At 57.2% G+C, this 21,519-nt stretch carries 14 protein-coding genes; 5 read left to right on the top strand and 9 right to left on the bottom strand.

The genetic code is table 11. The features are described from left to right. Window positions 1-23: 23 nt before the first annotated feature. The 4 genes from B5E84_RS10530 to B5E84_RS10515 all read left to right on the top strand — a co-directional run bounded on the left by B5E84_RS10530 (window position 24) and on the right by B5E84_RS10515 (window position 4,837). Window positions 24-698 carry a response regulator transcription factor gene (locus tag B5E84_RS10530; protein WP_087222479.1) on the top strand — a complete coding sequence of 225 codons (675 nt, stop codon included), beginning with the start codon at window positions 24-26 and terminating at the stop codon, window positions 696-698. Then, window positions 695-2,044: a sensor histidine kinase gene (locus B5E84_RS10525; protein ID WP_087222477.1), complete on the top strand. Its 1,350-nt coding sequence runs from the start codon at window positions 695-697 to the stop codon at window positions 2,042-2,044. Before B5E84_RS10530 ends, B5E84_RS10525 begins: the two co-directional genes overlap by 4 nt. 125 nt (window positions 2,045-2,169) lie before the next feature. Further along, window positions 2,170-3,255: a PepSY domain-containing protein gene (locus B5E84_RS10520; RefSeq protein ID WP_162612846.1), complete on the top strand. Its 1,086-nt coding sequence runs from the start codon at window positions 2,170-2,172 to the stop codon at window positions 3,253-3,255. A gap of 265 nt (window positions 3,256-3,520) precedes the next feature. Further along, window positions 3,521-4,837 (top strand): MATE family efflux transporter, encoded by a 1,317-nt coding sequence (locus B5E84_RS10515; protein ID WP_087222473.1) that lies wholly within the window; start codon window positions 3,521-3,523, stop codon window positions 4,835-4,837. A 548-nt stretch (window positions 4,838-5,385) separates the two neighbouring features. Here B5E84_RS10515 and lysA read toward each other — a convergent pair. The 4 genes from lysA to B5E84_RS10495 all read right to left on the bottom strand — a co-directional run bounded on the left by lysA (window position 5,386) and on the right by B5E84_RS10495 (window position 10,224). After that, the gene (gene lysA / locus B5E84_RS10510) at window positions 5,386-6,654 is read right to left on the bottom strand and encodes a diaminopimelate decarboxylase (RefSeq protein WP_087222471.1); all 1,269 of its coding nucleotides are present in this window, start codon (window positions 6,652-6,654) and stop codon (window positions 5,386-5,388) included. Window positions 6,655-6,866: 212 nt separating this feature from the next. Continuing rightward, window positions 6,867-8,306: a pyruvate kinase gene (gene pyk / locus B5E84_RS10505; RefSeq protein ID WP_087222469.1), complete on the bottom strand. Its 1,440-nt coding sequence runs from the start codon at window positions 8,304-8,306 to the stop codon at window positions 6,867-6,869. Window positions 8,307-8,419: 113 nt separating this feature from the next. Then, complete coding sequence (locus tag B5E84_RS10500; protein ID WP_087222467.1) at window positions 8,420-9,244, bottom strand: hypothetical protein; 825 nt, start codon at window positions 9,242-9,244, stop codon at window positions 8,420-8,422. A gap of 38 nt (window positions 9,245-9,282) precedes the next feature. Then, a complete protein-coding gene (locus tag B5E84_RS10495) occupies window positions 9,283-10,224 on the bottom strand; it encodes a magnesium transporter CorA family protein (RefSeq protein WP_087222465.1) in 942 nt (313 codons plus the stop codon). 427 nt (window positions 10,225-10,651) lie between these two features. Between B5E84_RS10495 and B5E84_RS10485 the strand changes: the two genes are divergently transcribed. After that, window positions 10,652-14,917 (top strand): 2-hydroxyacyl-CoA dehydratase, encoded by a 4,266-nt coding sequence (locus B5E84_RS10485; RefSeq protein ID WP_087222460.1) that lies wholly within the window; start codon window positions 10,652-10,654, stop codon window positions 14,915-14,917. Window positions 14,918-15,097: 180 nt separating this feature from the next. On the opposite strand, the gene B5E84_RS10480 is transcribed toward B5E84_RS10485, so the two are convergent. From B5E84_RS10480 to recJ, 5 genes are all read right to left on the bottom strand, one after another. After that, window positions 15,098-15,562 carry a hypothetical protein gene (locus B5E84_RS10480; protein ID WP_087222458.1) on the bottom strand — a complete coding sequence of 155 codons (465 nt, stop codon included), beginning with the start codon at window positions 15,560-15,562 and terminating at the stop codon, window positions 15,098-15,100. Next, window positions 15,559-17,082, bottom strand: a complete 1,524-nt coding sequence (locus B5E84_RS10475; RefSeq protein WP_087222456.1) for a Y-family DNA polymerase — start codon at window positions 17,080-17,082, stop codon at window positions 15,559-15,561. The genes B5E84_RS10480 and B5E84_RS10475 overlap by 4 nt, the downstream gene beginning before the upstream one ends. Window positions 17,083-17,393: 311 nt before the next feature. After that, entirely contained in the window at window positions 17,394-18,311 is a 918-nt protein-coding gene (locus B5E84_RS10470; RefSeq protein ID WP_087222454.1) for a carbon-nitrogen hydrolase family protein, read from the bottom strand. Between the two features lie 12 nt (window positions 18,312-18,323). Next, on the bottom strand, window positions 18,324-19,571 hold the full coding sequence (glyA, locus tag B5E84_RS10465) for a serine hydroxymethyltransferase (RefSeq protein WP_087222452.1): 1,248 nt from the start codon (window positions 19,569-19,571) through the stop codon (window positions 18,324-18,326). Window positions 19,572-19,625: 54 nt separating this feature from the next. Continuing rightward, window positions 19,626-21,377 carry a single-stranded-DNA-specific exonuclease RecJ gene (recJ, locus tag B5E84_RS10460; RefSeq protein WP_087222450.1) on the bottom strand — a complete coding sequence of 584 codons (1,752 nt, stop codon included), beginning with the start codon at window positions 21,375-21,377 and terminating at the stop codon, window positions 19,626-19,628. Between the last annotated feature and the right edge of the window lie 142 nt (window positions 21,378-21,519).

The raw sequence follows: 21,519 nt of genomic DNA, 5'->3' as shown, positions 1-21,519 counted from the left end.
GCGCGGCGGCGCAAGGAGGTCATATGAGGATTTTGGTAGCCGAGGACGAGAGGGATTTAAACCGGCTGATTGCGAAAGTGCTGGAAAAGGAGGGCTATGGGGTGGACGCCTGTTTCGACGGGGAGGAGGCCCTGTACTACCTGGAGCACACGGAGTACGACGGCGCGGTGTTGGACATTATGATGCCGAAAATGGATGGGCTTGCGGTGTTAAAGGCGGTGAGACAAAGGGGCATGGATCTGCCCGTCATGTTCCTCACCGCCAGAGACAGCATCGCCGACCGGGTAAACGGCCTGGACTCCGGGGCGGACGACTATCTGGTCAAGCCCTTCGACTTTGACGAGCTGCTGGCCCGCATCCGCTCCATGACCAGGAAACGCAGCTCCCACAGATCCAGCGTGCTCCAGGTAGGCGACTTATCCTTAGACACCGGCAGCCACAGGGCTGTCCGCGCAGGGCGTACCATCGAGCTGTCCTCCAAGGAGTACGCCATCCTGGAATATATGTGCATGAACCCCGGCATCGTCCTCTCCCGGGAAAAAATCGAAAACCACATCTGGAACTACGACTACAGCGGCGGTTCCAACGTGGTGGACGTCTACATCAGCTATCTTCGGAAGAAAATTGACGGCGGTTCCCCCAAAAAGCTGATCCGCACCGTCTGGGGCTCCGGCTGGATGATCAAGGAGGCAGAATGAGACGGCGTTTTTCCATCAAAGGCAAGCTCACCCTATGGTTTACCAGCTTTATGGCCCTGACGGCCGCCCTCTGCCTGGGGCTGATCCTGCTGGTCAGCGGCCGGGTGGCGGAAAAAGAGGCCTTTAACATCCTCTCTCTCACCGTCCGCGGTAATCTGACGGAGGTTTCCCTGGAAAACGGCGCCCTGTCCCTCTCCCCGGACTTCCGTTTCTACACCAACGACGTGTATATGCTGATCTACAGCAAAAACGGCGCCCTTCTCTCCGGCCAGACGCCCCCTTCCTTCCCCGTGGAAACGGAGCTGGAAAACGGAGTGACCAAATTTGTGGCCGGCGGAGACGGGGATTTTTACGTGCTGGATTTCTGGATTCCCTCCGGCTGGGAGGACGGCGTCTGGCTTCGAGGAGTGTTAAGGAGCGCTGACAGCGGGCAGATGGCAGACAGCATTTTCACCATATTTTCCATCGTGCTGCCCTTTCTCATCCTGCTGGCCGCCGCGGGGGGCTACCTCATGGCCCGGCGGGCCCTGGCTCCCATCTCCCGCATCGCGGACGTGGCGGAAACCATCAGCGAAGGCCAGGATCTAACCAGGCGCATCGGCCTGCCGGAAGGGCGGGACGAGGTGAGCCGTCTCTCCAGCTCCTTTGACCATATGTTTGAGCGGTTGGAACAGGCCTTTGAGGCGGAAAAACAGTTCACCTCCGACGCCTCCCACGAGCTGCGCACCCCCACTGCCGTGATCCTGGCCCAGTGCAGCTACGCCAAAAAACACGCCGGCACCGCGGAAGAATACCGGGAGGCCATCGAGGTCATCGACCGCCAGGCCCAGAAAATGTCCCTTCTCATCAGCCGTCTTCTGGATATGACCCGCCTGGATCTGGGCACCCAAAAGCTGAAAAAGGAGCGGACAAACTTAAGTGAAATGGCCCGGATTCTCTGTGAGGAGCAGGACAGCGGCGAGGGGGGCATCTCCCTGGAGACCCAGATCCAGGACGGTGTTTTCGCCGGCGTCGACCCATTTCTGATCTCCCGCGTCATGGGAAACCTCCTGGACAACGCCAGAAAATACGGGCGGGAAAACGGCCGCATCATCCTGCGCCTGTACACCGACCATTCCTGGGCTGTCCTGGAGGTGGAGGACGACGGCATCGGCATCCCGGCGGAAGAACAGGAAAAGATCTGGCAGCGGTTCTACCAGGTAAAAACGTCCCGGGAAGCTGGTTCCGGCCTGGGCCTGGGGCTGTCTATGATCCGGCAGATCGTACTGCTCCACGGAGGCTCTGTGGCGGTGGAAAGCCAGCCGGGACAAGGCAGCCGCTTTACGGTCCGCCTTCCGGTATCGTAAGCCAGGAGCCAGTTTCTAACATTTTTTTAATGTCTGTCTGATATATTTCCAGATATAATAAAAGAAATCCCCGGCGGCAGGAGCCGTTTCCCGCCGCCGGAAACGCAGCGAAAAGAGGGATGTGTATGAAAAATAAGAATCAGCGGCCCGGGGGGCCCCGCCTTCTGTCCGCGCTTGGCCTCGGAGCTCTCGTCCTGGGACTCTCTGCCTGCGGCGGAAACCCGAAAGCCTCCACCGCCGAGTACATCGGCATTGCCGCCGCAAAGGAGGCAGCCCTGAACGACGCGGGTGTCCCCGCCGCTCAGGCGGACTTTTCCTCCGCCGGCCTGGACAGCAAAAACGGGACCTTTTACTATGAGATCAACTTTACCGGAAACGGAATCCAGTACGAATACGACATCGACGCCATGACCGGCGTGGTAATCGAGGGTTTGAGCAGCGCCGCGGGCGGGGATGGCGCTGGCGCAGAGAAACCCGGCGCAGCCGGAGCCGTTTCCACAGACGAAATCCTGGCAGCCGGCGAAACCGGCGGAACTTCCGCGGAAGGCCAGTCCGTTTCCCCAGACGGCTCCGGCGAAACTTCCACCAGAGTTTCCGCTGACGGCCAGTCTCCAGCCAGCCAGGCCCCCGGCTCCGGCCAGCCGGCCGCAGGCACAGATCAAGCCCCGGCAGCTGCCCATGCGGGCCAGTCACAGACACCCGCAGGCCAGTCACAGGCCTCCGCAGGCCAGCCGCAGCCAGCCCCCGCAGGCCAGTCCTCCGCCTCCATCACCGAATCTCAGGCCCAGTCCATCGCCCTCTCCCACGCAGGAGTGACAGAGGCCGATCTGGTATTCATCGAGGCCAAACGGGACTTTGACGACGGCCAGGAAATCTTCGAGGTGGAATTCTTCACCTCCGGCGGGACAGAATACAACTATGACATCCGGGTTTCCGACGGCTCCGTGATCAAATACGACTACGAGACAAAGACGGCCCAGACCAGCCCTCAGCCGGGAACGGGAATGCTTTCCGAGGATCAGGCCAGGCAGGCCGTTTTAGACCGCGTCCCCGGCGCCCCGGCAGCCGCCGTTTCCCTCCATCTGGACGAGGACGACGGCCGTATGGAGTACGAGGGAGAATTAAAACACGACGGAATGAAATACGAATTTAAGATCGACGCCTACAGCGGCTCGATCCTGGAGTGGGAGGCCAAGAAACAGGGATGGTAAAAATTTTGCCGGAAACGGTTTGGGCCCGGCTGTCCAAAGGCGTTTCCGGCCGCCTCCTTCCGCCTCATCCTCCCCAATAAACCAGCCTCACCCGTCCCACAAAAATACCATTTGACTTTTCCACCCATTCGTGCTACGCTGTACGTCGATACAGAAAGATACTCCCCTGCCGCCGGGTATGGGAGCTATGCGTCAGATTTTCTATCGTTAGGCCAATGAAGATAGAAAATTCTGGCGCTATTTTTTTTGACAGGAGGATCATCTCATGGAACAGCAGACCTGCGCGCGGGATTTCGCGCGCTACACCGTTTTAAGTGTCCTGGGCACCCTGGGCGTGTCCTGCTACATCCTGGCAGACACCTTTTTCGTGTCCAAAGGCCTGGGCACCAACGGCCTCACCGCCTTAAACCTCGCTATCCCCATCTACAACTTCATCCACGGTAGCGGCCTCATGCTGGGGATGGGCGGAGCGACGAAATTTTCCATTTACAAAAGCCAGGGCCGCAGCCGGGACATCGACTGCATTTACACCAACACCCTCTATCTCGCCGCCCTGCTGTCCGCCCTGTTTTTCCTCACAGGGCTGTTGTTTTCCGGGCAGCTGTCCCTTCTTTTGGGGGCGGACGGCACCGTATTTGCCATGACGGAGACATACCTGCGCTGGCTGCTCCTCTTTGCCCCGGCCTTTATCCTCAACGACGTATTTCTCTGCTACGTGAGAAATGACGGCAGCCCCCAGCTGGCCATGGTCGCCATGCTCATCGGCAGCTTTGCAAACATCGTGCTGGACTACGTCTTCATCTTCCCCTTCCGCATGGGGATTTTCGGCGCCATCTTCGCCACAGGGCTGTCGCCCATTATCAGCATCGCCGTCATGTCCCCCCACTGGCTGAGGAAAAGACACAGTTTCCACCTGACAAAGGTGAAACCGGACGCCGCCGTCATGGGCCAGACCGTGTCCCTCGGGTTCCCGTCTCTGATCGCCCAGCTGTCCTCCGGCATTGTCATGATCACCTTCAACGCCCTTATCCTGGGGATCACTGGAAATACCGGAGTGGCAGCCTACGGCGTCGTTGCCAATATCTCCCTGGTGGTAGTGGCTGTCTACACCGGAATCTCCCAGGGAATGCAGCCCCTGGTCAGCAGCGCCTACGGCAGGGGAAACAGGCAGCAGATGAGGGAGGTGTTTCGCTACGCCTTAGGAACCACCCTGGCGGTCTCCGGCCTAGTGTACCTGTTCCTCTTTGTATTTGCCTCCCCCGTGGCCGCCGTGTTCAACAGCGAAAGGGATCCCATTCTCCAGCAGATTGCCGTCTCCGGCCTGAAGCTGTACTTTTTATCCGTCCCCTTCGCCGGTTACAACATCATCCTGGCCACATATTTTACCTCCATTGAGCGCGCCCTGCCGGCCCACGTGCTCTCCCTGCTGCGGGGACTTATCCTAATCATCCCCATGGCCTTCCTGATGTCCTTCCTTTTGGGAATGACAGGGATCTGGATTTCCTATCCTCTCACAGAGCTGGCGGTGGCTGCCGCCGGAGTGGCCGCGCACCGGCACATGAAGGCCCGCGGCCGGACGTAAAACAGGCGGCCGGTAGCTCTCCCGCCCCCGCGGCAGAAACGGGACTGCGAAAGCAGCCGTTTCCCCGCGGGGAGCGACAGAGCGCCCCATCCCCTTACGAAACCTTTACAATCCTTTCATCTTTCTCCCAAAAGTCCCGAATCTTAAGAATTTCTTCATAATCTATTTAAACAGTCTTCAAACATTTTCCAGCGGGGTATGATATACTAAGACCATAAAGAAAGCAATTCACTTTTACCCTTTTTTGAAATCCCGAATTCGAAAGAAAAAGTCCCCCCTGCGCTCCATCACGGCGCAGGGATTTTTCTGTCTGTGAAAGAATTCTTTCAGCTCCGGTGCGCCAGCGGCCATTTTCCTTTACGCGGAGTGCGCCTCCTTGCGAAGCATTCTCGTTTAACAGGAAAAGAGCCGGAACCGGCCGCAGCGGCCGCAGCCGCGTCCCCGTCAGTTCTGACTCTTTTCTTCTTATTATATTCTGTATAATTCCTATTTTTACGCTCTAGGCTGACAGGCCGCAAGCCTGGCCAGTCCCAGCCATCCGGCAGCCCTTACAGGTATTTCTTCATCTCCCCGCACACATCCAGGGTAGCAAAATAATCCTGGGGCGTCTCCGCGCGGCGGATGAGCTGGACGGAACCGTCCTCCTTTAAAAGCAGCTCGGCGGAGCGCAGCTTTCCGTTGTAATTGTAGCCCATGGAGAATCCATGAGCGCCGGTGTCGTGGATTACTAGCAGGTCGCCCTTGTCGATCTTCGGCAGCATCCGGTCAATGGCGAACTTGTCATTGTTCTCGCACAGGGAACCTACAATGTCGTACTTGTGGTCGCAGGGCTCCTGCTCCTTTCCCATCACCGTGATATGGTGGTAAGCCCCGTACATGGCAGGACGCATCAGGTTCACCGCACAGGCGTCCACCCCTACGTACTCCTTGTAGGTGTGTTTCTCGTGGATGGCCTTCGTCACCAGGCAGCCGTAGGGCCCCAGCATGAAACGGCCCATCTCCGCGTAGATAGCCACATCCCCCATTCCCGCGGGAGTGAGGATTTTCTCATAGGCCTGACGGACGCCCTCGCCGATGGCATAGATGTCGTTCGGTTCCTGATCCGGGCTGTAGGGGATGCCCACGCCGCCGGAGAGGTTGATAAAGCGAATCTTTGCCCCCGTCTCCTTCTGCAGCCGCACCGCCAGCTCAAACAGCTTTTCCGCCAGCATGGGATAATACTCGTTGGTCACCGTGTTGCTCACCAGGAAGGCGTGGATGCCGAACTCCTTCGCCCCCTTCTCCTTCAGAACGCGGAAGGCCTCAAACATCTGGGCCTCTGTCATCCCGTACTTCGCGTCGCCGGGGTTGTCCATGATGCTGTTGCTGATTTTAAACACGCCGCCGGGGTTAAACCGGCAGCTGATGGTCTCCGGAATCCGCCCCAGCACCTGCTCTAAAAACTCGATATGGGTGAAATCGTCCAGGTTGATGATGGCGCCCATCTCGTCCGCCATCTGGAACTCCTCCGCCGGGGTATCGTTGGAGGAAAACATAATGTCATGGCCTGTAAAACCGGCGGCCTCCGACATCATCAGCTCCGTGGCGGAGGAACAGTCCGTGCCGAACCCGTAATCCCGCAGAATCTCCAGAATCCTCGGGTTTGGCGTGGCCTTCACCGCAAAATACTCTTTAAAGCCAGGATTCCACGCGAACGCCTCTTTTACCCGTTTCGCGTTCTCCCGGATTCCCTTTTCATCGTATAAATGGAACGGCGTGGGGTAGGTTTTCGTGATCTCCTCCAGCTGTTCCCGTGTCACAAACGTCTTTTTCTCCATAACTGTATTTCTCCTCTCTGCCAAATGGGCGTCCCGTCCATCCGCCCGCCGGTTTTTCCTGAAACTATGCGCCGGAACGCCGTTGGCGCCCGCCGGATTTTCTTAAAAAAGGCCCGCCTCCGGGCACATCGCGTAATGCTATTGTATCCAAGGCGGACCTCTTTGTCCAGCTATTCTATTTTAATCTTTTATCAAACGGCAACCGTTTCACCTTAATCCGCGATCACTACTCTCATAATATTGGTATCGCTGGCCGGCTCATGGCGCTTGGAATAGCTCACCACGCCCGCCGTCACAACGGCCAGATCGCCCTCCTGGAGCACGCCCTTCTCCTTTAAAAGCTCGATGGACGCGTACACCAGAATATCTGTGGAGTCCGCCCGCTTAGCCTGGTACGGCTTTACACCCCAGTAAATCTGCATCCGGCGCACCGCCGCGGCGCTGGGGGACAGGCCGATGATGGGCGCCTCCGGTCTCCACTTGGACAGCAGTTTCGCCGTGAAACCGCTGATGCTGGGGGTTACGATCACCTTCGCGTTCAGCTCGTGGGCCGTGGAAACGGTTCCGGAGCAGACAGCGTTGGAAATATTGCTGACGCCCTGGGCCACGATGGTATTTCTGTGGCGGTATGTGGAATAGTCCAGATGGGACTCGGAATCCTCCACGATCTTTGCCATCATCTGTACGGCCTCCACCGGGTATTTTCCCATAGCCGTCTCGCCGGAGAGCATCACCGCGTCCGTTCCGTCGTAAACGGCGTTGGCCACGTCTGTTACCTCCGCTCTGGTGGGTCTGGGATTGCGGATCATGGAATCCAGCATCTGAGTGGCGGTGATGACCACCTTGCAGGCCTCATTGCACTTGCGGATGATGGTTTTCTGAATATAGGGAACCTTCTCCGCCGGAATCTCCACGCCCATATCTCCGCGGGCTACCATAATGCCGTCCGCCTCAGCGATGATGGCATCCAGGTTCTCGATTCCCTCCGCGTTCTCGATCTTCGCGATAATTCCCATATCGCAGTCGTTCTCATCCAGGATCTGACGGATCTCACGGATGGCGTCCGCCGTTCTCACGAAGGAGGCGGCGATGAAATCAAAGCCCTCACGGATACCAAAGAGAATGTCCTCTTTGTCCTTCTGGGTCAGGGCCGGCAGCTTGATCTTTACATTGGGCACATTGACGCCCTTTTTGGAGCCCAGCTCGCCGCCGTTTAACACCTTACAGTGAATTTCCTCTCCCTTGACCTCCGTCACCTCCATGGCGATCAGTCCGTCGTCGATGAGGATGGTGTTTCCCGGAACCACGTCCTCGTGGAGGCGGTCATAGTTGATATAGCAGATTTTATCGTCGCAGGGCACCTCTTTGGTGGTCAGCACGTAGTCCTGGCCCTCCACGAGGGTGACCTTCTTATCGTCCTTTAAGGATCCGGTACGGATCTCCGGCCCCTTGGTGTCAAGCAGGGCGGCGATGGGCAGATCCAGCTCATCCCGAATGCTCTTTAAAAGCTCCAGACGGCCTTTGTGCTCCTCGTAGTCCCCATGGGAGAAGTTGAAACGGGCTACGTCCATTCCATTTAAGGCGAGCTGTTTCATGATCTCTCTGTCGTTGGTGTTCGGTCCCATGGTGCAGATAATCTTCGTTTTCTTCATTCTCTAACCCTCCGGATTCTTTTCCTTATTTATAGTACAGCGTCTCGAATGTCCCTGCGGTTCCGCGCCGTGCGCAATCCCCGGGGACAGGGAAACGGGGCTTTCCAGTAAGCTTATTGTGGATCCTTTGTCACGTGCTTATGCGTGTAGAGGTGGTCCTGACAATATTCATAGTTTCCCTCACATTTGGAACAGTAGCGGAACTCCAGGTCGTCCCCGTCCAGCTCTGTCCTGCCGCAGACCGCGCATTTATGATGGGTCTGGCCCTGCGGTTTCATTTTTACTTGGGTCTTAAAATCCTGCCTGCGCCGGATCTCCCTGGGATTTACCCGGCTGTAATTGCGGGTCACCGCGAAGAACAGGATAAAGTTTAACAGGGAGAACAGAATCTCCACCCGAGCTGCCGTCCCGCCTGTGAGCAGCCCCTCTATGGCAAACAGGCCATAGATCAATGCCAGCCACTTCGCCCGGATCGGCACCACGAAATACAGCCAGAACTGTAAGTCCGGGAATGTGGCCGCGAAAGCGAAAAACAGGGACATATTCAGGTACGTCGTAGTAAGGGGCACTCTCTGATCAAATACCAGATAGAGTACCAGCGACGCGATCACATGGCCCAGGATTCCCAAAAACATATAGATGTTAAAGCGAAACGCCCCCCAGACCCGCTCCAGCGTCTGTCCTAAATTGTAGTAGAGGTAGATCATCAGCGCGTTGGAGACCATGTTTCCAAAGGGGGGCCACGCCATAAAGGTGACCACGCGCCAGATCTGCCCCTTGAGAATGGCGGGAGCGTCCAGGCTCAGCCATTCAAAATAAAACCAGGGATTGACATACTGAAGGATGGCGCCCACCACGTACATCGCCACGATGTAGTTCATCAGATGGCGGATCGCATACCTTCCGTATTTCCGTTCGATCTTTTTAAAAAATTCCATTCTGCCTTCCTTTTACTGAAATTGACCGGGATTTGAAATTATAAGAAATCCTTTTTGTGGAACACCACTGCCACCAGAAGGGACAGGGCCACGGCAAAGAGGAAGATGATGAGAAATCCCCACGGGCTGGACGCGAAGGGCATCCCGGCCTCATTTACGTTCATGCCGTAAAAGCTGGATACCATGGTAGGGATCGACATCACGATGGTGACCGCCGCCAGGAATTTCATGACAATGTTCAGATTGTTGGAAATTACGGAGGCGAAGGCATCCATCATACCGCTTAAAATGCCGCTGTAGATGTTGGCCATCTCGATTGCCTGCTTGTTCTCAATGATTACATCCTCCAGAAGATCCGTGTCCTCCGGATATTTTTTGATCTTCTCATTTTTCAGCAGTTTCTCCAGCACCACCTCGTTTGCCCGCAGGGAGGTGATGAAGTACACAAGGCTCTTTTCCAGCTCCAGAAGCTCAATCAGCTCCCTGTTTTTCGTGGACTGGTGGAGCTTTTTCTCGATCACACCGCTCTTTTTGTCGATGATTCTCAGGTACTGCAGGTACTGCTGCGCGTTTTTATAAAGCACCTGTAAAATGAAACGGGTCTTCATATAGGTGTAGAAATCCCGGACGCGGCCATCCATGAAGGCCCCCAGAACCGCCGTGTCTTCCAGGCAGACCGTGATGATCGCCTCGTCGGTGGTCACAATGCCCATGGGGATAGTCTCATACCAGTCGTTCCCATTTCTCTCCTCAATGACGGGGATGTCCACAAGGATCATGCTGTATCCTTCCTCTGTCTCGATACGGGAACGCTCCTCCTCATCCAGAGGCGCCCTCAAATCGTCGGGATCAATGTGGTAACGGTCCGCAATCTCCAAAATCTCCGTCGCCGTGGGGTCTGTCAGCGCAATCCAGCACCCTGCCGTGATCTCATCCTTCTGATGAATCGCACCGTCTTCCGTCTTAAAAATACGAATCATGTCTTATTCTCCTTTCTTCCGTGCAGCGCACTCAAACCTGCACCAGAAAGGCCCGGATCATGCTTCGCCGTCCAGTGCAGGTTTTCGCTTTCGTCCTTCTTCAATTTCCGCGTGGTAGCACGAGCCACTATCCATAACCTGCTGCTGTCCTTTCATTAAAATATATAGATATTTGCCGAAGTCCTTTTCATAAAAGCCAAACTTCCGACGTATACCATTATAGTGAGTGATCCCGTGTTTGTCAACGTGTGTTAAACCTCTCTTTTTCCTCGTTTTTCCCGGAAAAACGACTTTTTTACAACTTTTTAACATACCTTACCAATTGTATTCTTTCTTAATATATGCTAAACTGTACCCCGTACTTGAAGTTACGTCAACCAATTCCCATTCATAATACAAAGGAGGCAGGGATTTATCCCGAGTATCTATGAAAGATTTACATAATACCCTGGGCATCGACATCGGTTCCACAACCGTGAAGATCGCCATTCTGGACCCGGCGAACAAAATGCTGTTCGCCGATTATGAGCGCCATTTTGCCAATATCCAGGGAACTCTGGCCGGACTGCTCCGCAAGGCGAAGGAGAAGCTGGGCGCCATCGAGCTGGCTCCCATGATCACCGGCTCCGGCGGTCTGACCCTGGCAAAGCATCTGGACGTCCCCTTCGTTCAGGAGGTGGTGTCCGTGGCCACGTCCCTTCAGGACTATGCCCCTCAGACGGACGTAGCCATTGAGCTGGGCGGCGAGGACGCCAAAATCATCTACTTTACCGGCGGCATCGACCAGCGCATGAACGGCATCTGCGCCGGAGGCACCGGTTCCTTTATCGACCAGATGGCATCGCTGCTCCAGACGGACGCGGCCGGCTTAAATGAGTACGCGAAAAACTACAAGGCCATCTACCCCATCGCCGCCCGCTGCGGCGTATTCGCAAAATCGGATATTCAGCCGCTGATCAATGAAGGAGCTACCAGAGAGGATCTGGCTGCTTCTATTTTTCAGGCCGTAGTAAACCAGACCATCAGTGGACTGGCCTGCGGAAAACCCATCCGCGGAAACGTGGCCTTCCTCGGCGGCCCGCTCCACTTCCTTCCGGAGCTGAGAAACGCCTTTATCCGCACCCTGCGCCTGACCCCGGAGCACATCATCGCCCCGGACCACTCCCACCTGTTTGCCGCCATCGGCGCCGCCATGAACAGCGAGGGCAAGGGCGCCATGGAGATTGACAGCCTGATCCACAAGCTGGAGCACGGCATCCAGATGGACTTTGAGGTCAAGCGGATGGAGCCCCTGTTCGCGGACGAGGAGGAATACCGCGCTTTCACGGAGCGGCACAACGGCCACTGCGTGAAAAAAGCAGATCTTTCCACCTACGAGGGCAACTGCTTTTTAGGCATCGACGCCGGTTCCACCACCACCAAGGTGGCCCTGGTGGGCGAGGACGGAAGCCTCCTCTACCGGTTCTACGACAATAACAACGGTTCTCCTCTGGCCACGGCCATCCGCGCCATGGGGGAGATCAACGAGCTGCTTCCGGAAAAGGCAAAGATCGTCTACTCCTGCTCCACCGGCTACGGCGAGGCCCTTTTAAAGGCCGCCTTTATGCTGGACGAGGGCGAGGTGGAGACCATCTCCCACTACTACGCCGCCGCCTTTTTTGAGCCGGAGGTGGACTGCATCCTGGACATCGGCGGCCAGGACATGAAGTGCATCCGCATCAAAAACGGCGCCGTGGACAGCGTGCAGTTAAACGAAGCCTGCTCCTCCGGCTGCGGCTCCTTCATCGAGACCTTCGCCAAATCCTTAAACTACGAGGTAAAGGATTTCGCCAAAGAGGCCCTGTTCGCGAAAAATCCCACGGACCTGGGAACGCGCTGCACCGTATTTATGAACTCCAACGTAAAGCAGGCCCAGAAGGAGGGCGCCTCCGTGGCGGACATCTCCGCCGGACTGGCCTACTCCGTGATCAAGAATGCCCTGTTTAAGGTCATCAAGATCACCTCCGCCTCTGACCTGGGAAAACACGTGGTGGTACAGGGCGGCACCTTTTACAACGACGCCGTGCTCCGCAGCTTTGAGAAGATCGCCGGCTGCGACGCCGTCCGCCCGGACATCGCCGGGATCATGGGCGCCTTCGGGGCGGCCCTCATCGCCAGGGAGCGCTACGACGCCGCCAAGGGCAGCACCATGCTCCCCATGGAAAAGATCCTGGGCTTAAAGTACACCACCACCATCTCCCGCTGCAAGGGCTGCACCAACAGCTGCGTGCTCACCATCAACCAGTTCGGCGGCGGCCGCCACTTCGTCAGCGGAAACCGCTGTGAGCGGGGCCTGGGCAAGGAGAAGGTGAAAAAGGACATTCCAAACCTGTTTGACTACAAGTACCACCGGATGTTTGACTACGAGCCCCTGACGGCGGACATCGCTCCCAGAGGCACCATCGGCATCCCGCGGGTGCTGAATATGTACGAGAATTTCCCCTTCTGGGCCGTTCTCTTTAAGGAGCTGGGTTTCCGCACCGTGCTGTCTCCTCAGTCCACGAAAAAGCTCTACGAGCTGGGCATCGAGTCCATCCCCAGCGAGTCGGAGTGCTACCCGGCCAAGCTGGTGCACGGCCACATCGCCTGGCTGATCGCTCAGGACATTCAGACCATTTTCTACCCCTGCGTCCCCTACGAGAGGAACGAGACGCCGGAGGCGGGCAACCATTTCAACTGCCCCATGGTCACCTCCTACGCGGAGAACATCAAAAACAACGTGGAGGAAATCAAGGAAAAGGGAATCCGTTTCTTAAATCCTTTCATGGCCTTCACCAACGAGGAAGTGCTGTCGGCCCAGCTAGTGGACTTCTTTAAGAAGGAATTTGACATTCCGGAGGCGGAGACGGCCGCTGCCGCCAAAAAGGCGTGGGCGGAGCTTCTCCAGTCCCGGACAGATATGGAAAAGAAGGGCGAGGAGGTCATCCAATACCTGAAACAGAACCACAAGCAGGGAATCGTGCTGGCCGGCCGCCCCTACCACGTGGATCCGGAGATCCATCACGGAATCCCGGAGCTGATCACCTCCTATGGATTCGCGGTGCTGACAGAGGACTCCATCTCCCATCTGGGAACCCCGGAGCGCCCCCTGATCGTCACCGACCAGTGGATGTATCACAGCCGCCTGTACCGGGCTGCCGAGGTGGTAAAACACTCCGAATGCCTGAACCTGGTCCAGTTAAACTCCTTCGGCTGCGGCCTGGATGCCGTCACCACCGACCAGGTAAGCGACATTCTCACCCGCTCCGGAAAGATTTATACTGTGTTAAAGATCGACGAGGTGAATAACCTGGGCGCCGCCAGAATCCGCATCCGCTCCCTGATCTCCTCCCTGCGGGTGAGAGACCAGAAACACATTGAGCGGAAGGTGGTTTCCAGCGCCTACAACCGGGTCATGTTTACCAAGGAGATGAAAAAGGACTACACCCTTTTATGCCCCCAGATGTCTCCCATCCACTTTGAGCTCATTGAGCCGGCCATCCGCTCCTTCGGCTACAAGCTGGAAGTGCTGCAAAACCACGACCGGAACGCCGTGGACATGGGCTTAAAGTATGTAAACAACGACGCCTGCTACCCGTCCCTCATCGTCATCGGACAGATCATGGACGCCCTGCTGTCCGGAAAATACGACTTAGACCACACCGCTGTGGTCATGAGCCAGACCGGCGGCGGCTGCCGCGCCTCCAACTACATCGGCTTTATCCGCCGTGCCCTGGAGAAGGCGGGCATGAGCCAGATTCCCGTGATCTCTGTCAATGCCAACGGCATGGAGACGAACCCCGGCTTTACCATGAGCCCCCTCATGCTCACCAAGGCCATGCAGGCGGTGGTGTACGGGGATGTGTTCATGCGGGTGCTCTACGCCACCAGGCCCTACGAGAAGGAACCGGGAGCGGCCGACGCCCTGCACGCCAAATGGCGGGAGCGCTGCATCGCCTCTTTGTCAAAGAAGAACCCGTCCATGATGGAGTTTGGGCGGAATGTGAAGGGAATTATCCGGGAGTTTGACAGCCTGCCCCGTCTGGATGTGAAAAAGCCGAAGGTGGGCATTGTGGGCGAGATCCTGGTGAAATTCTCCCCCCTGGCCAACAACCACATCGTGGAGCTTTTGGAGTCCGAGGGCGCGGAGGCGGTGATGCCGGATCTCATGGATTTCCTGCTGTACTGTTTCTACAACAGCAACTTTAAGGCCGAACACTTAGGCGGCAAAAAATCCACTGCCCGGCTCTGCAACATGGGAATCTCCCTTCTGGAGTATTTCCGCAAAACCGCCAGGAAGGAGCTGGAGGCCAGCCGTCATTTCGGCCCTCAGGCCCGCATCGACAAGCTGGCGGACATGGCCAAGGATTTCGTATCCTTAGGCAACCAGACCGGCGAGGGCTGGTTCCTGACGGGTGAGATGCTGGAGCTGATCCACTCCGGAGTGGAAAACATCGTCTGCACCCAGCCCTTTGGCTGCCTGCCCAACCACATCGTGGGCAAAGGCGTGATCAAGGAGCTGCGCCAACAGTACCCCGGCGCCAACATCATCGCCGTAGACTACGACCCCGGCGCCAGCGAGGTAAACCAGCTAAACCGCATCAAGCTCATGCTGGCCACCGCTCATAAGAATCTGAAGAAGGAGACGGAGGCGGAGGAGAAAAGCTGCGGGTGATAAAGCCCGCGCTGCCGTTTCCAAATAAAAACAGCTGTAATATCAAACGAGCCTGGAGAACATTTCTCTCCAGACTCGTTTTTTCATATTTTTCATATCATAGTAGGAAACGATGTTCCTACGGCACAAAAGCCTCTGGCGGGATTCGCACGATTGCGCATCCCTTTTTATTTACAGATCCTATTCCTCTGATGAAAAGATGTCTCCGTCCAGCTCCATCACCGCCTCCAAAGGAATCCTGCCGCCATTCTCCAGCACAATCTGACGGCTGTTTTCATCTACTTTTTTTACCCTTCCGCGTACAGATACGTAACTTCCCCCTTCCTTTTTCTCGTCCGGCAGAAAATAGACGATGGACACCTCCGGACGGGGGCTTGGCAGCTCCATCAAAAGGCGGAGTTTTTCGTTTAAACGGTCTTTCACGTCCGGTTCCAGCTCCAACTGGCGCTCTGTAAGCCGCCCCGTCTCCCGGATGGCGTCCCCGTAGCCGGTGAGGGCCGCGAAGGGAGAAAACTGGGCGGCCCGCTCCTCCATGGCCATCCGCGGCCGCTCCCTGGAAATGTGGTGGGGCAGCTCCAGCATATCCTCATACCGGCTGGAATTCTGAAATTTGTTCTGTAATGAGTGGTCAATCTCCCGTCTCATGCCTTGTGTCCTCCGATCTGCTGGTTTCTGGTCTTTGTGGTGGCCCCTTCTTCCAGGTTCATTCCCTTTAAAATGGCGTTTTTGCCGAATTTCTTCTTGATGGAGAGCACGGCCTGCTGCATTTTCCGCTCCCGCTCCAGGACTTTTTCCTCCTCCCTGCGCCGTTCTTCCTCCGCGGCGTAGTCGGTGAATAAATCCAGCTGCCGGAAGGTTTCCTCCTTTTTGACGGCCCGTTCCTCCTCCACCTGGTTGGCGGTGAGGGTGAGGCGGCGGATCAGAAGGTTCCGGTCCACGATCCTGTCGTAAAGCTCCAGCACCCCATCGGTGATCAGCCGGGCGGAGGCGGTCTGACGGTCCAGATTGGCGGTGCCGTGGGCGTGTTTGGGCACCTGGCGGCCGTAGCGGTCCTGGTGGATTTCCCCGCGGTAGGATTTCTTTCGCTCCGGATCCGTGAGGTTTTCAATGTCGTAGCCCACCGTCAGCACCATCTGGCCGGTGACCAGTCCCTTTTCCACCAGATCCAGGGCCAGAAGGTCAGCCATCTCTTTCACCGCCAGACGGGCCTTTTCCCAGGAGTAGGGGCACTGGAGCACCTGTCCGGAGACCAGGCTTTTGGAGGCGGGCTTGTAGGCCTTGATGTCGGCGATGGTGCATGGCTCCCAGCCCCAGGCGTGGTCGATCAAAAGCTCGGCGTTTACACCAAACAGCCGGTACAGAAAGGCTTCGTTATAGAAATCCGACGGGCCGCCCAGGGAGCAGCGGGCCACGTCGCCCATGGTAAAAAGGCCGTTTTCCTCCAGTTTCCTGGCGTAGCCCCGTCCCACCCGCCAGAAGTCAGTCAGAGGACGGTGGCCCCAGAGCAGGCGGCGGTAGGCGTATTCGTCCAGCTCGGCGATCCGCACGCCGTCCCCGTCGGCGTCCACGTGCTTGGCCACGATGTCCATGGCGATTTTGGCCAGGTAGAGGTTCGTGCCGATGCCTGCGGCGGCGGTGATGCCGGTGGTCTGTAACACGTCCTGGATGATGGTCTTTGCCAGCTCCCGCGGCGTCAGGCGGTAGGTGTCTAAGTAGGCGGTGACGTCCATAAATACCTCGTCGATGGAGTAGACGTGGATGTCCTCGGGAGCGATATATTTTAAATACACGTCGTAGACGCGGGTGCTGTACTCCATGTAGTGGGCCATCCGCGGCGGGGCGGCGATGTAGTCCAGTTTCAGCTCCGGATGGGCTTTCAGTTCCCCGTCATCCCAGGAGGAGCCGGAAAAAGCCCGGCCAGGCGCCAGGCGCAGCCGCTCCGCGTTCACCTCCCGCACCCGCTCCACCACCTCAAACAGCCGGGCGCGGCCGGAGATCCCGTATGCCTTTAACGATGGGGAAACGGCCAGACAGATGGTCTTTTCCGTCCGGCTGGCATCTGCCACCACCAGGTTTGTGGCCAGCGGGTCCAGGCCCCGTTCCATACACTCCACGGAGGCGTAGAAGGATTTCAAATCAATGGCGATGTAGACGCGTTCCGGCATGGCGGCTCCTTTCTTTTTTGATGGATCGTTCAGGGGTTTGCCTATAGTTTACCACAAAATATGGGGAAATACTATCCGGCTCGGAATGTACCTTTCGCTGTATCTTTCGCCTTCCGCCGGAAGGTTTTGCGGAGGATTTTACGGAGGGTTCTGCGGAGGGCTTTGTGTCTCAGGGAACGCCCTTTCCTATGGTCCTGGGAAACGGCGGATGCCCGCCATCCGGATCTTTTTCCGGACAGCGGGCACCGCAGGACTTTTCTACTCTTTTATTTGACGTCCGTTTCCCGGTTCCTCCTGGCGGAGGTTTCGGTTTACTCGTCCCTCACATTCAGTTTCAGCACATCCGGGCGGGCGTAGTGGCCGCAGACGTCATGTTCCATGCGGCTGGCGGGCACCTTCTGCATATCCAGAGTGGCGTAAATGATGCCTTCCTGATCCCAGACCGTATCGGAAACCGCGTGGCCGTTGGGGCCGATGACGCAGCTCCCGCCCCGGCAGACCACATCCGGCAGGGCCGCGATCTCCGCCCCGGCGCTCTCCGTCTGAGGGTAGTCCTTCTTTGTGAAGAACATATCGCAGTTTACGAAATAGCAGTGGCCTTCAATGGCGATGTGGCGGATGGTGTTCTGCCACTCCTCGTTGTCGTTGGTGTTGGGGGAAATGTAGATGGTGATCCCCTTCTGATACAGGGCCACCCGCGCCAGGGGCATATAGCTTTCCCAGCAGATCAGGTTTCCCATAGGCCCCCAGGGCGTCTCCATCACCGGGAAAAAGTCCCGGTCGGCGTCGCCCCACACCACCCGCTCGCTGCCGGTGGGCTTTAATTTCCGGTGGTTTAAGGCCGTCCCGTCTGGGGCGATCATCATGTTGGAATTATACAGGGTGCCGGTGACGGCGTCCCGCTCGGAGTAGCCGATGCTCACGTATACCTGATGGCGCACGGCGCTGGCAATGAGGGCTTTCATCTCCTCCCCGTCCGCTAAAATGGAGTTGTCATAGTAAGTTTTCCAGTCTTCGCGGCCGTTTTCCTTCCTGGAGCCAACGGTAAAGCCGTAGGTCATCCCGTAGGGGTAACCAGGGATAAACAGCTCCGGAAACACGATCAGCTCCGCTTTGGCGGCGCACCTGTCGATGAGCTCCAACGTCTTCTGAAGGCATTTCTCCTTGTCAAACATGACAGGCGTGGCCTGGACCACGGCGATTCTGCACTCGTCTTTTAAGGTTTTCATACAGGTTCCTCTTTATCTGTAAATAGGATATTTCTCACAAATCTTCGTCACTTCTCCGCGGATGTAGCCGGCCTTGGCCTCAAAGTCGGTGGCGGTCAGCCAGATCAGCTCCGCGATCTTTTCCATGTCGGCCTCTACCAGGCCTCTGGTGGTCACAGCCGGGGTGCCGATGCGGACGCCGGAGGTGACAAAGGGGCTCCTGGGGTCGCCGGGAACGGCGTTTTTGTTCAGGGTGATGTAGACCTCGTCGCAGCGGTTCTGCAGCTCCTTGCCGGAGATGTCCATGTCCCTCAGATCCACCAGCATCAGGTGATTGTCCGTGCCGCCGGTGAGAATCTGAAAGCCCTGTTTCTGGAGGGCGTCAGCCAGGGCGGCGGCGTTTTTCACCACCTGCTGCTGGTACGTCTTAAACTCCGGTTTTAACGCCTCTCCAAAGCAGACGGCCTTGGCGGCGATCACGTGCTCTAAGGGGCCGCCCTGGGTGCCTGGGAAAATGGCCTTGTTGAAGTTGAATTTCTCCGCCGCCTCTTTGTTTGCCAGGATCAGGCCGCCTCTGGGGCCCCGCAGGGTCTTGTGGGTGGTGGTGGTCACCACGTCGGCGTAGGGAATGGGGCTGGGATGAAGTCCCGCGGCCACCAGTCCGGCGATGTGGGCCATATCTACCATCAGGTAAGCACCGGCTTTGTCCGCAATCTCCCGGAACCGCTTGAAATCAATGGTGCGGCCGTAGGCGCTGGCGCCGGCGATAATCAGCTTGGGATGGTTCTCCATGGCGATGCGCTCCACCTGGTCATAGTCGATGTAGCCCTCATCGTTTACCCCGTAGGACACGATGTTGAAATACAGGCCGGAGAAATTGACGGGGCTGCCGTGGGTTAAGTGGCCGCCCTGATCCAGGTTCATTCCCATCACCGTATCACCCGGTTTTAACATGGCGATGAACACCGCCATATTGGCCTGGGCGCCGGAGTGGGGCTGCACGTTGGCATAGTCGCAGCCAAACAGCTTTTTGGCCCTCTCGATGGCGATGGTCTCCGCCACGTCCACGTGCTCGCAGCCGCCGTAGTAGCGCTTGCCGGGGTATCCTTCCGCGTATTTGTTGGTGAGAACCGTTCCCATCGTCATCATAACCGCCTCGGATACGATGTTCTCCGACGCGATCAGCTCCAGATTCCTGGACTGCCGGTCAAACTCGGCCCGCACGGCCGCGCCTACCTCGCTGTCATAAGCGGCGATAAAATCCATGACTTCTTTCACCATTTTCTTGTACCTCCTTTTTCTTTCCTTATATACAACCAGAAACGGCAAAAATGCTTACCGGAACTGGTAGTTTTTAATAATAATCTGAAGACTCCTGTTTCCATTGTACTCGTTTATGTCGGGATAGTAAACCGCGTCCATGCGGCGGCAGGAGCCCATTTCCGCCAAAAATCCGTCCCCGTCTCCAAACCAGATGCCGTCCATGGGGTAGCCGCCCTCTGTCACCAGGGATAGGCGGGCCACATTCCTGTTTTTCCCCAGTACCCGGACGCTGCGGATGCTTAAATTTTTCTGGGCGAACAGAGGCTTTTCATTGCCCTGGCCAAAGGGCTCCAGGACTTTAAATTCTTCCACCAGCTCCTCTGTGATATACTCTAACGGCATGGGCACGTCAACCCAGATTTTGGCGGTGAAATCTTCCTCCGTCAGCCGGGCGTTTTCATTCAGGCGGCGGCGGAATTCGCCGATGTTTTCCTCCGGAAGGGAGAAACCGGCCGCCATGGGGTGGCCGCCAAACTTCGTCAGCAGATCCCGCACCTCCACCAGCCCCTGGAACATATGGTAGGTCTCAATGGAGCGGCCGGAGCCTTTCGCCCCGTTTTCAGCCTGGGTGAGCACCAGGGACGGTTTCTGGTATTTCTCCCGCAGGCGGCCGGCGATGATGCCGGCCAGAGACTCGTGGCAGTCGGGCAGAAACACCACCAGCACCTTGTCATTCTGATAATACTGATCTACCAGGGCGGAGGCGGCCTCGGTGCCCTCCAGGGTCATGGCCTTCCGCTTGTCGTTTAGCTCTTTTAACTCCAGGGCCAGGCGGTCGGCCTCGGCCTGGACTTCCTCCGGCTGCGGGGCATCCGGCCCGTGCTCCCCGTCCATGCCGCAGAGCAGAAGGGCCAGGGCCATTTTCGCCGTCTGTAAGCGGCCGCCGGCGTTTAGGCAGGGGCCAATGACGAAACCGATGTGGTAGGCGGTAAGGTGGTTTAAATCCAGGTTGTTTTTTTCCGCCAGCTTTCGCAGGCCTATGTTTTTCGTGGAGCCGATCCGTTTTAAGCCTTCCCGGACGATGATGCGGTTTTCGTCCTGGAGGCGCATCACGTCCCCCACGGTGGCCACTGCCGCCAGCTCCAGAAGCTCCATCCACTCCTGCTCTCCCATGCCGCAGGCCTCGTAGAGGAGTTTCACCAGTTTCCAGGCCACCACGGCGCCGCAGATCTCCGGATTTGGATAAGGGCAGTCCTTCTGCTTGGGATCCACCACGGCGTCGGCGGCCGGCTTGATTTCCTCTCCGTCCACGTTTAAAACCTCGTGGTGGTCGGTGATGATCACCGTCATTCCCAGCTCCTTTGCCCGGCGGATCTCCTCCACCGCGGCGATGCCGTTGTCGCAGGTGAGCAGGGTGTCGATCCCGTCCCGGAAGGCCGCCTCAATGATCATCACGTTGATGCCGTAGCCGTCCCGGATGCGGTCGGGAATTTCATAATCCACCTGGGCCCCCGCCCGGCGCAGGGCCATGTAAAGGATGGCGGTGGAACAGACGCCGTCGATGTCATAGTCGCCGATGATGCGGATCCGTTTTCCCGCCTGGATTTTTTCTATTAAAATGCGGACGGCCAGCTCCACATCCTTTAAAAGGCGGGGATCGTACAGATCCCCGATGCCGCCGGATAAGTAGCGGCGGATGGCCTCCTCTCCCACCACATCCCGGTTTCTCATAATTCTGGCGGTGACGGGGTTAATGTGAAACTTTTCCGCGATCTCCTGGAAATCCGCTCGTTTTGTCTGTAGCATCCATTTTTCCGCTGCCATCTCGTTCTCTCCTCTTTCTCATGCCGCAGGCGGCGGATTTGTCGCTCCACTTCCGGCAGAATGTCTCTCTCTTTTGTTTGAGCCTTGGCCCAGTGGTTCCATTATAGCGGATTTGGGGGGAGGTGGCAAGCGGGTTGGGGGA

The organism is Lachnoclostridium sp. An14, assembly GCF_002160755.1.
GTDB lineage: Bacteria > Bacillota > Clostridia > Lachnospirales > Lachnospiraceae > Lachnoclostridium_A.
Note: the sequence above shows the minus strand (reverse complement) of the source record. Positions and strands in the feature narration are given on the sequence as shown.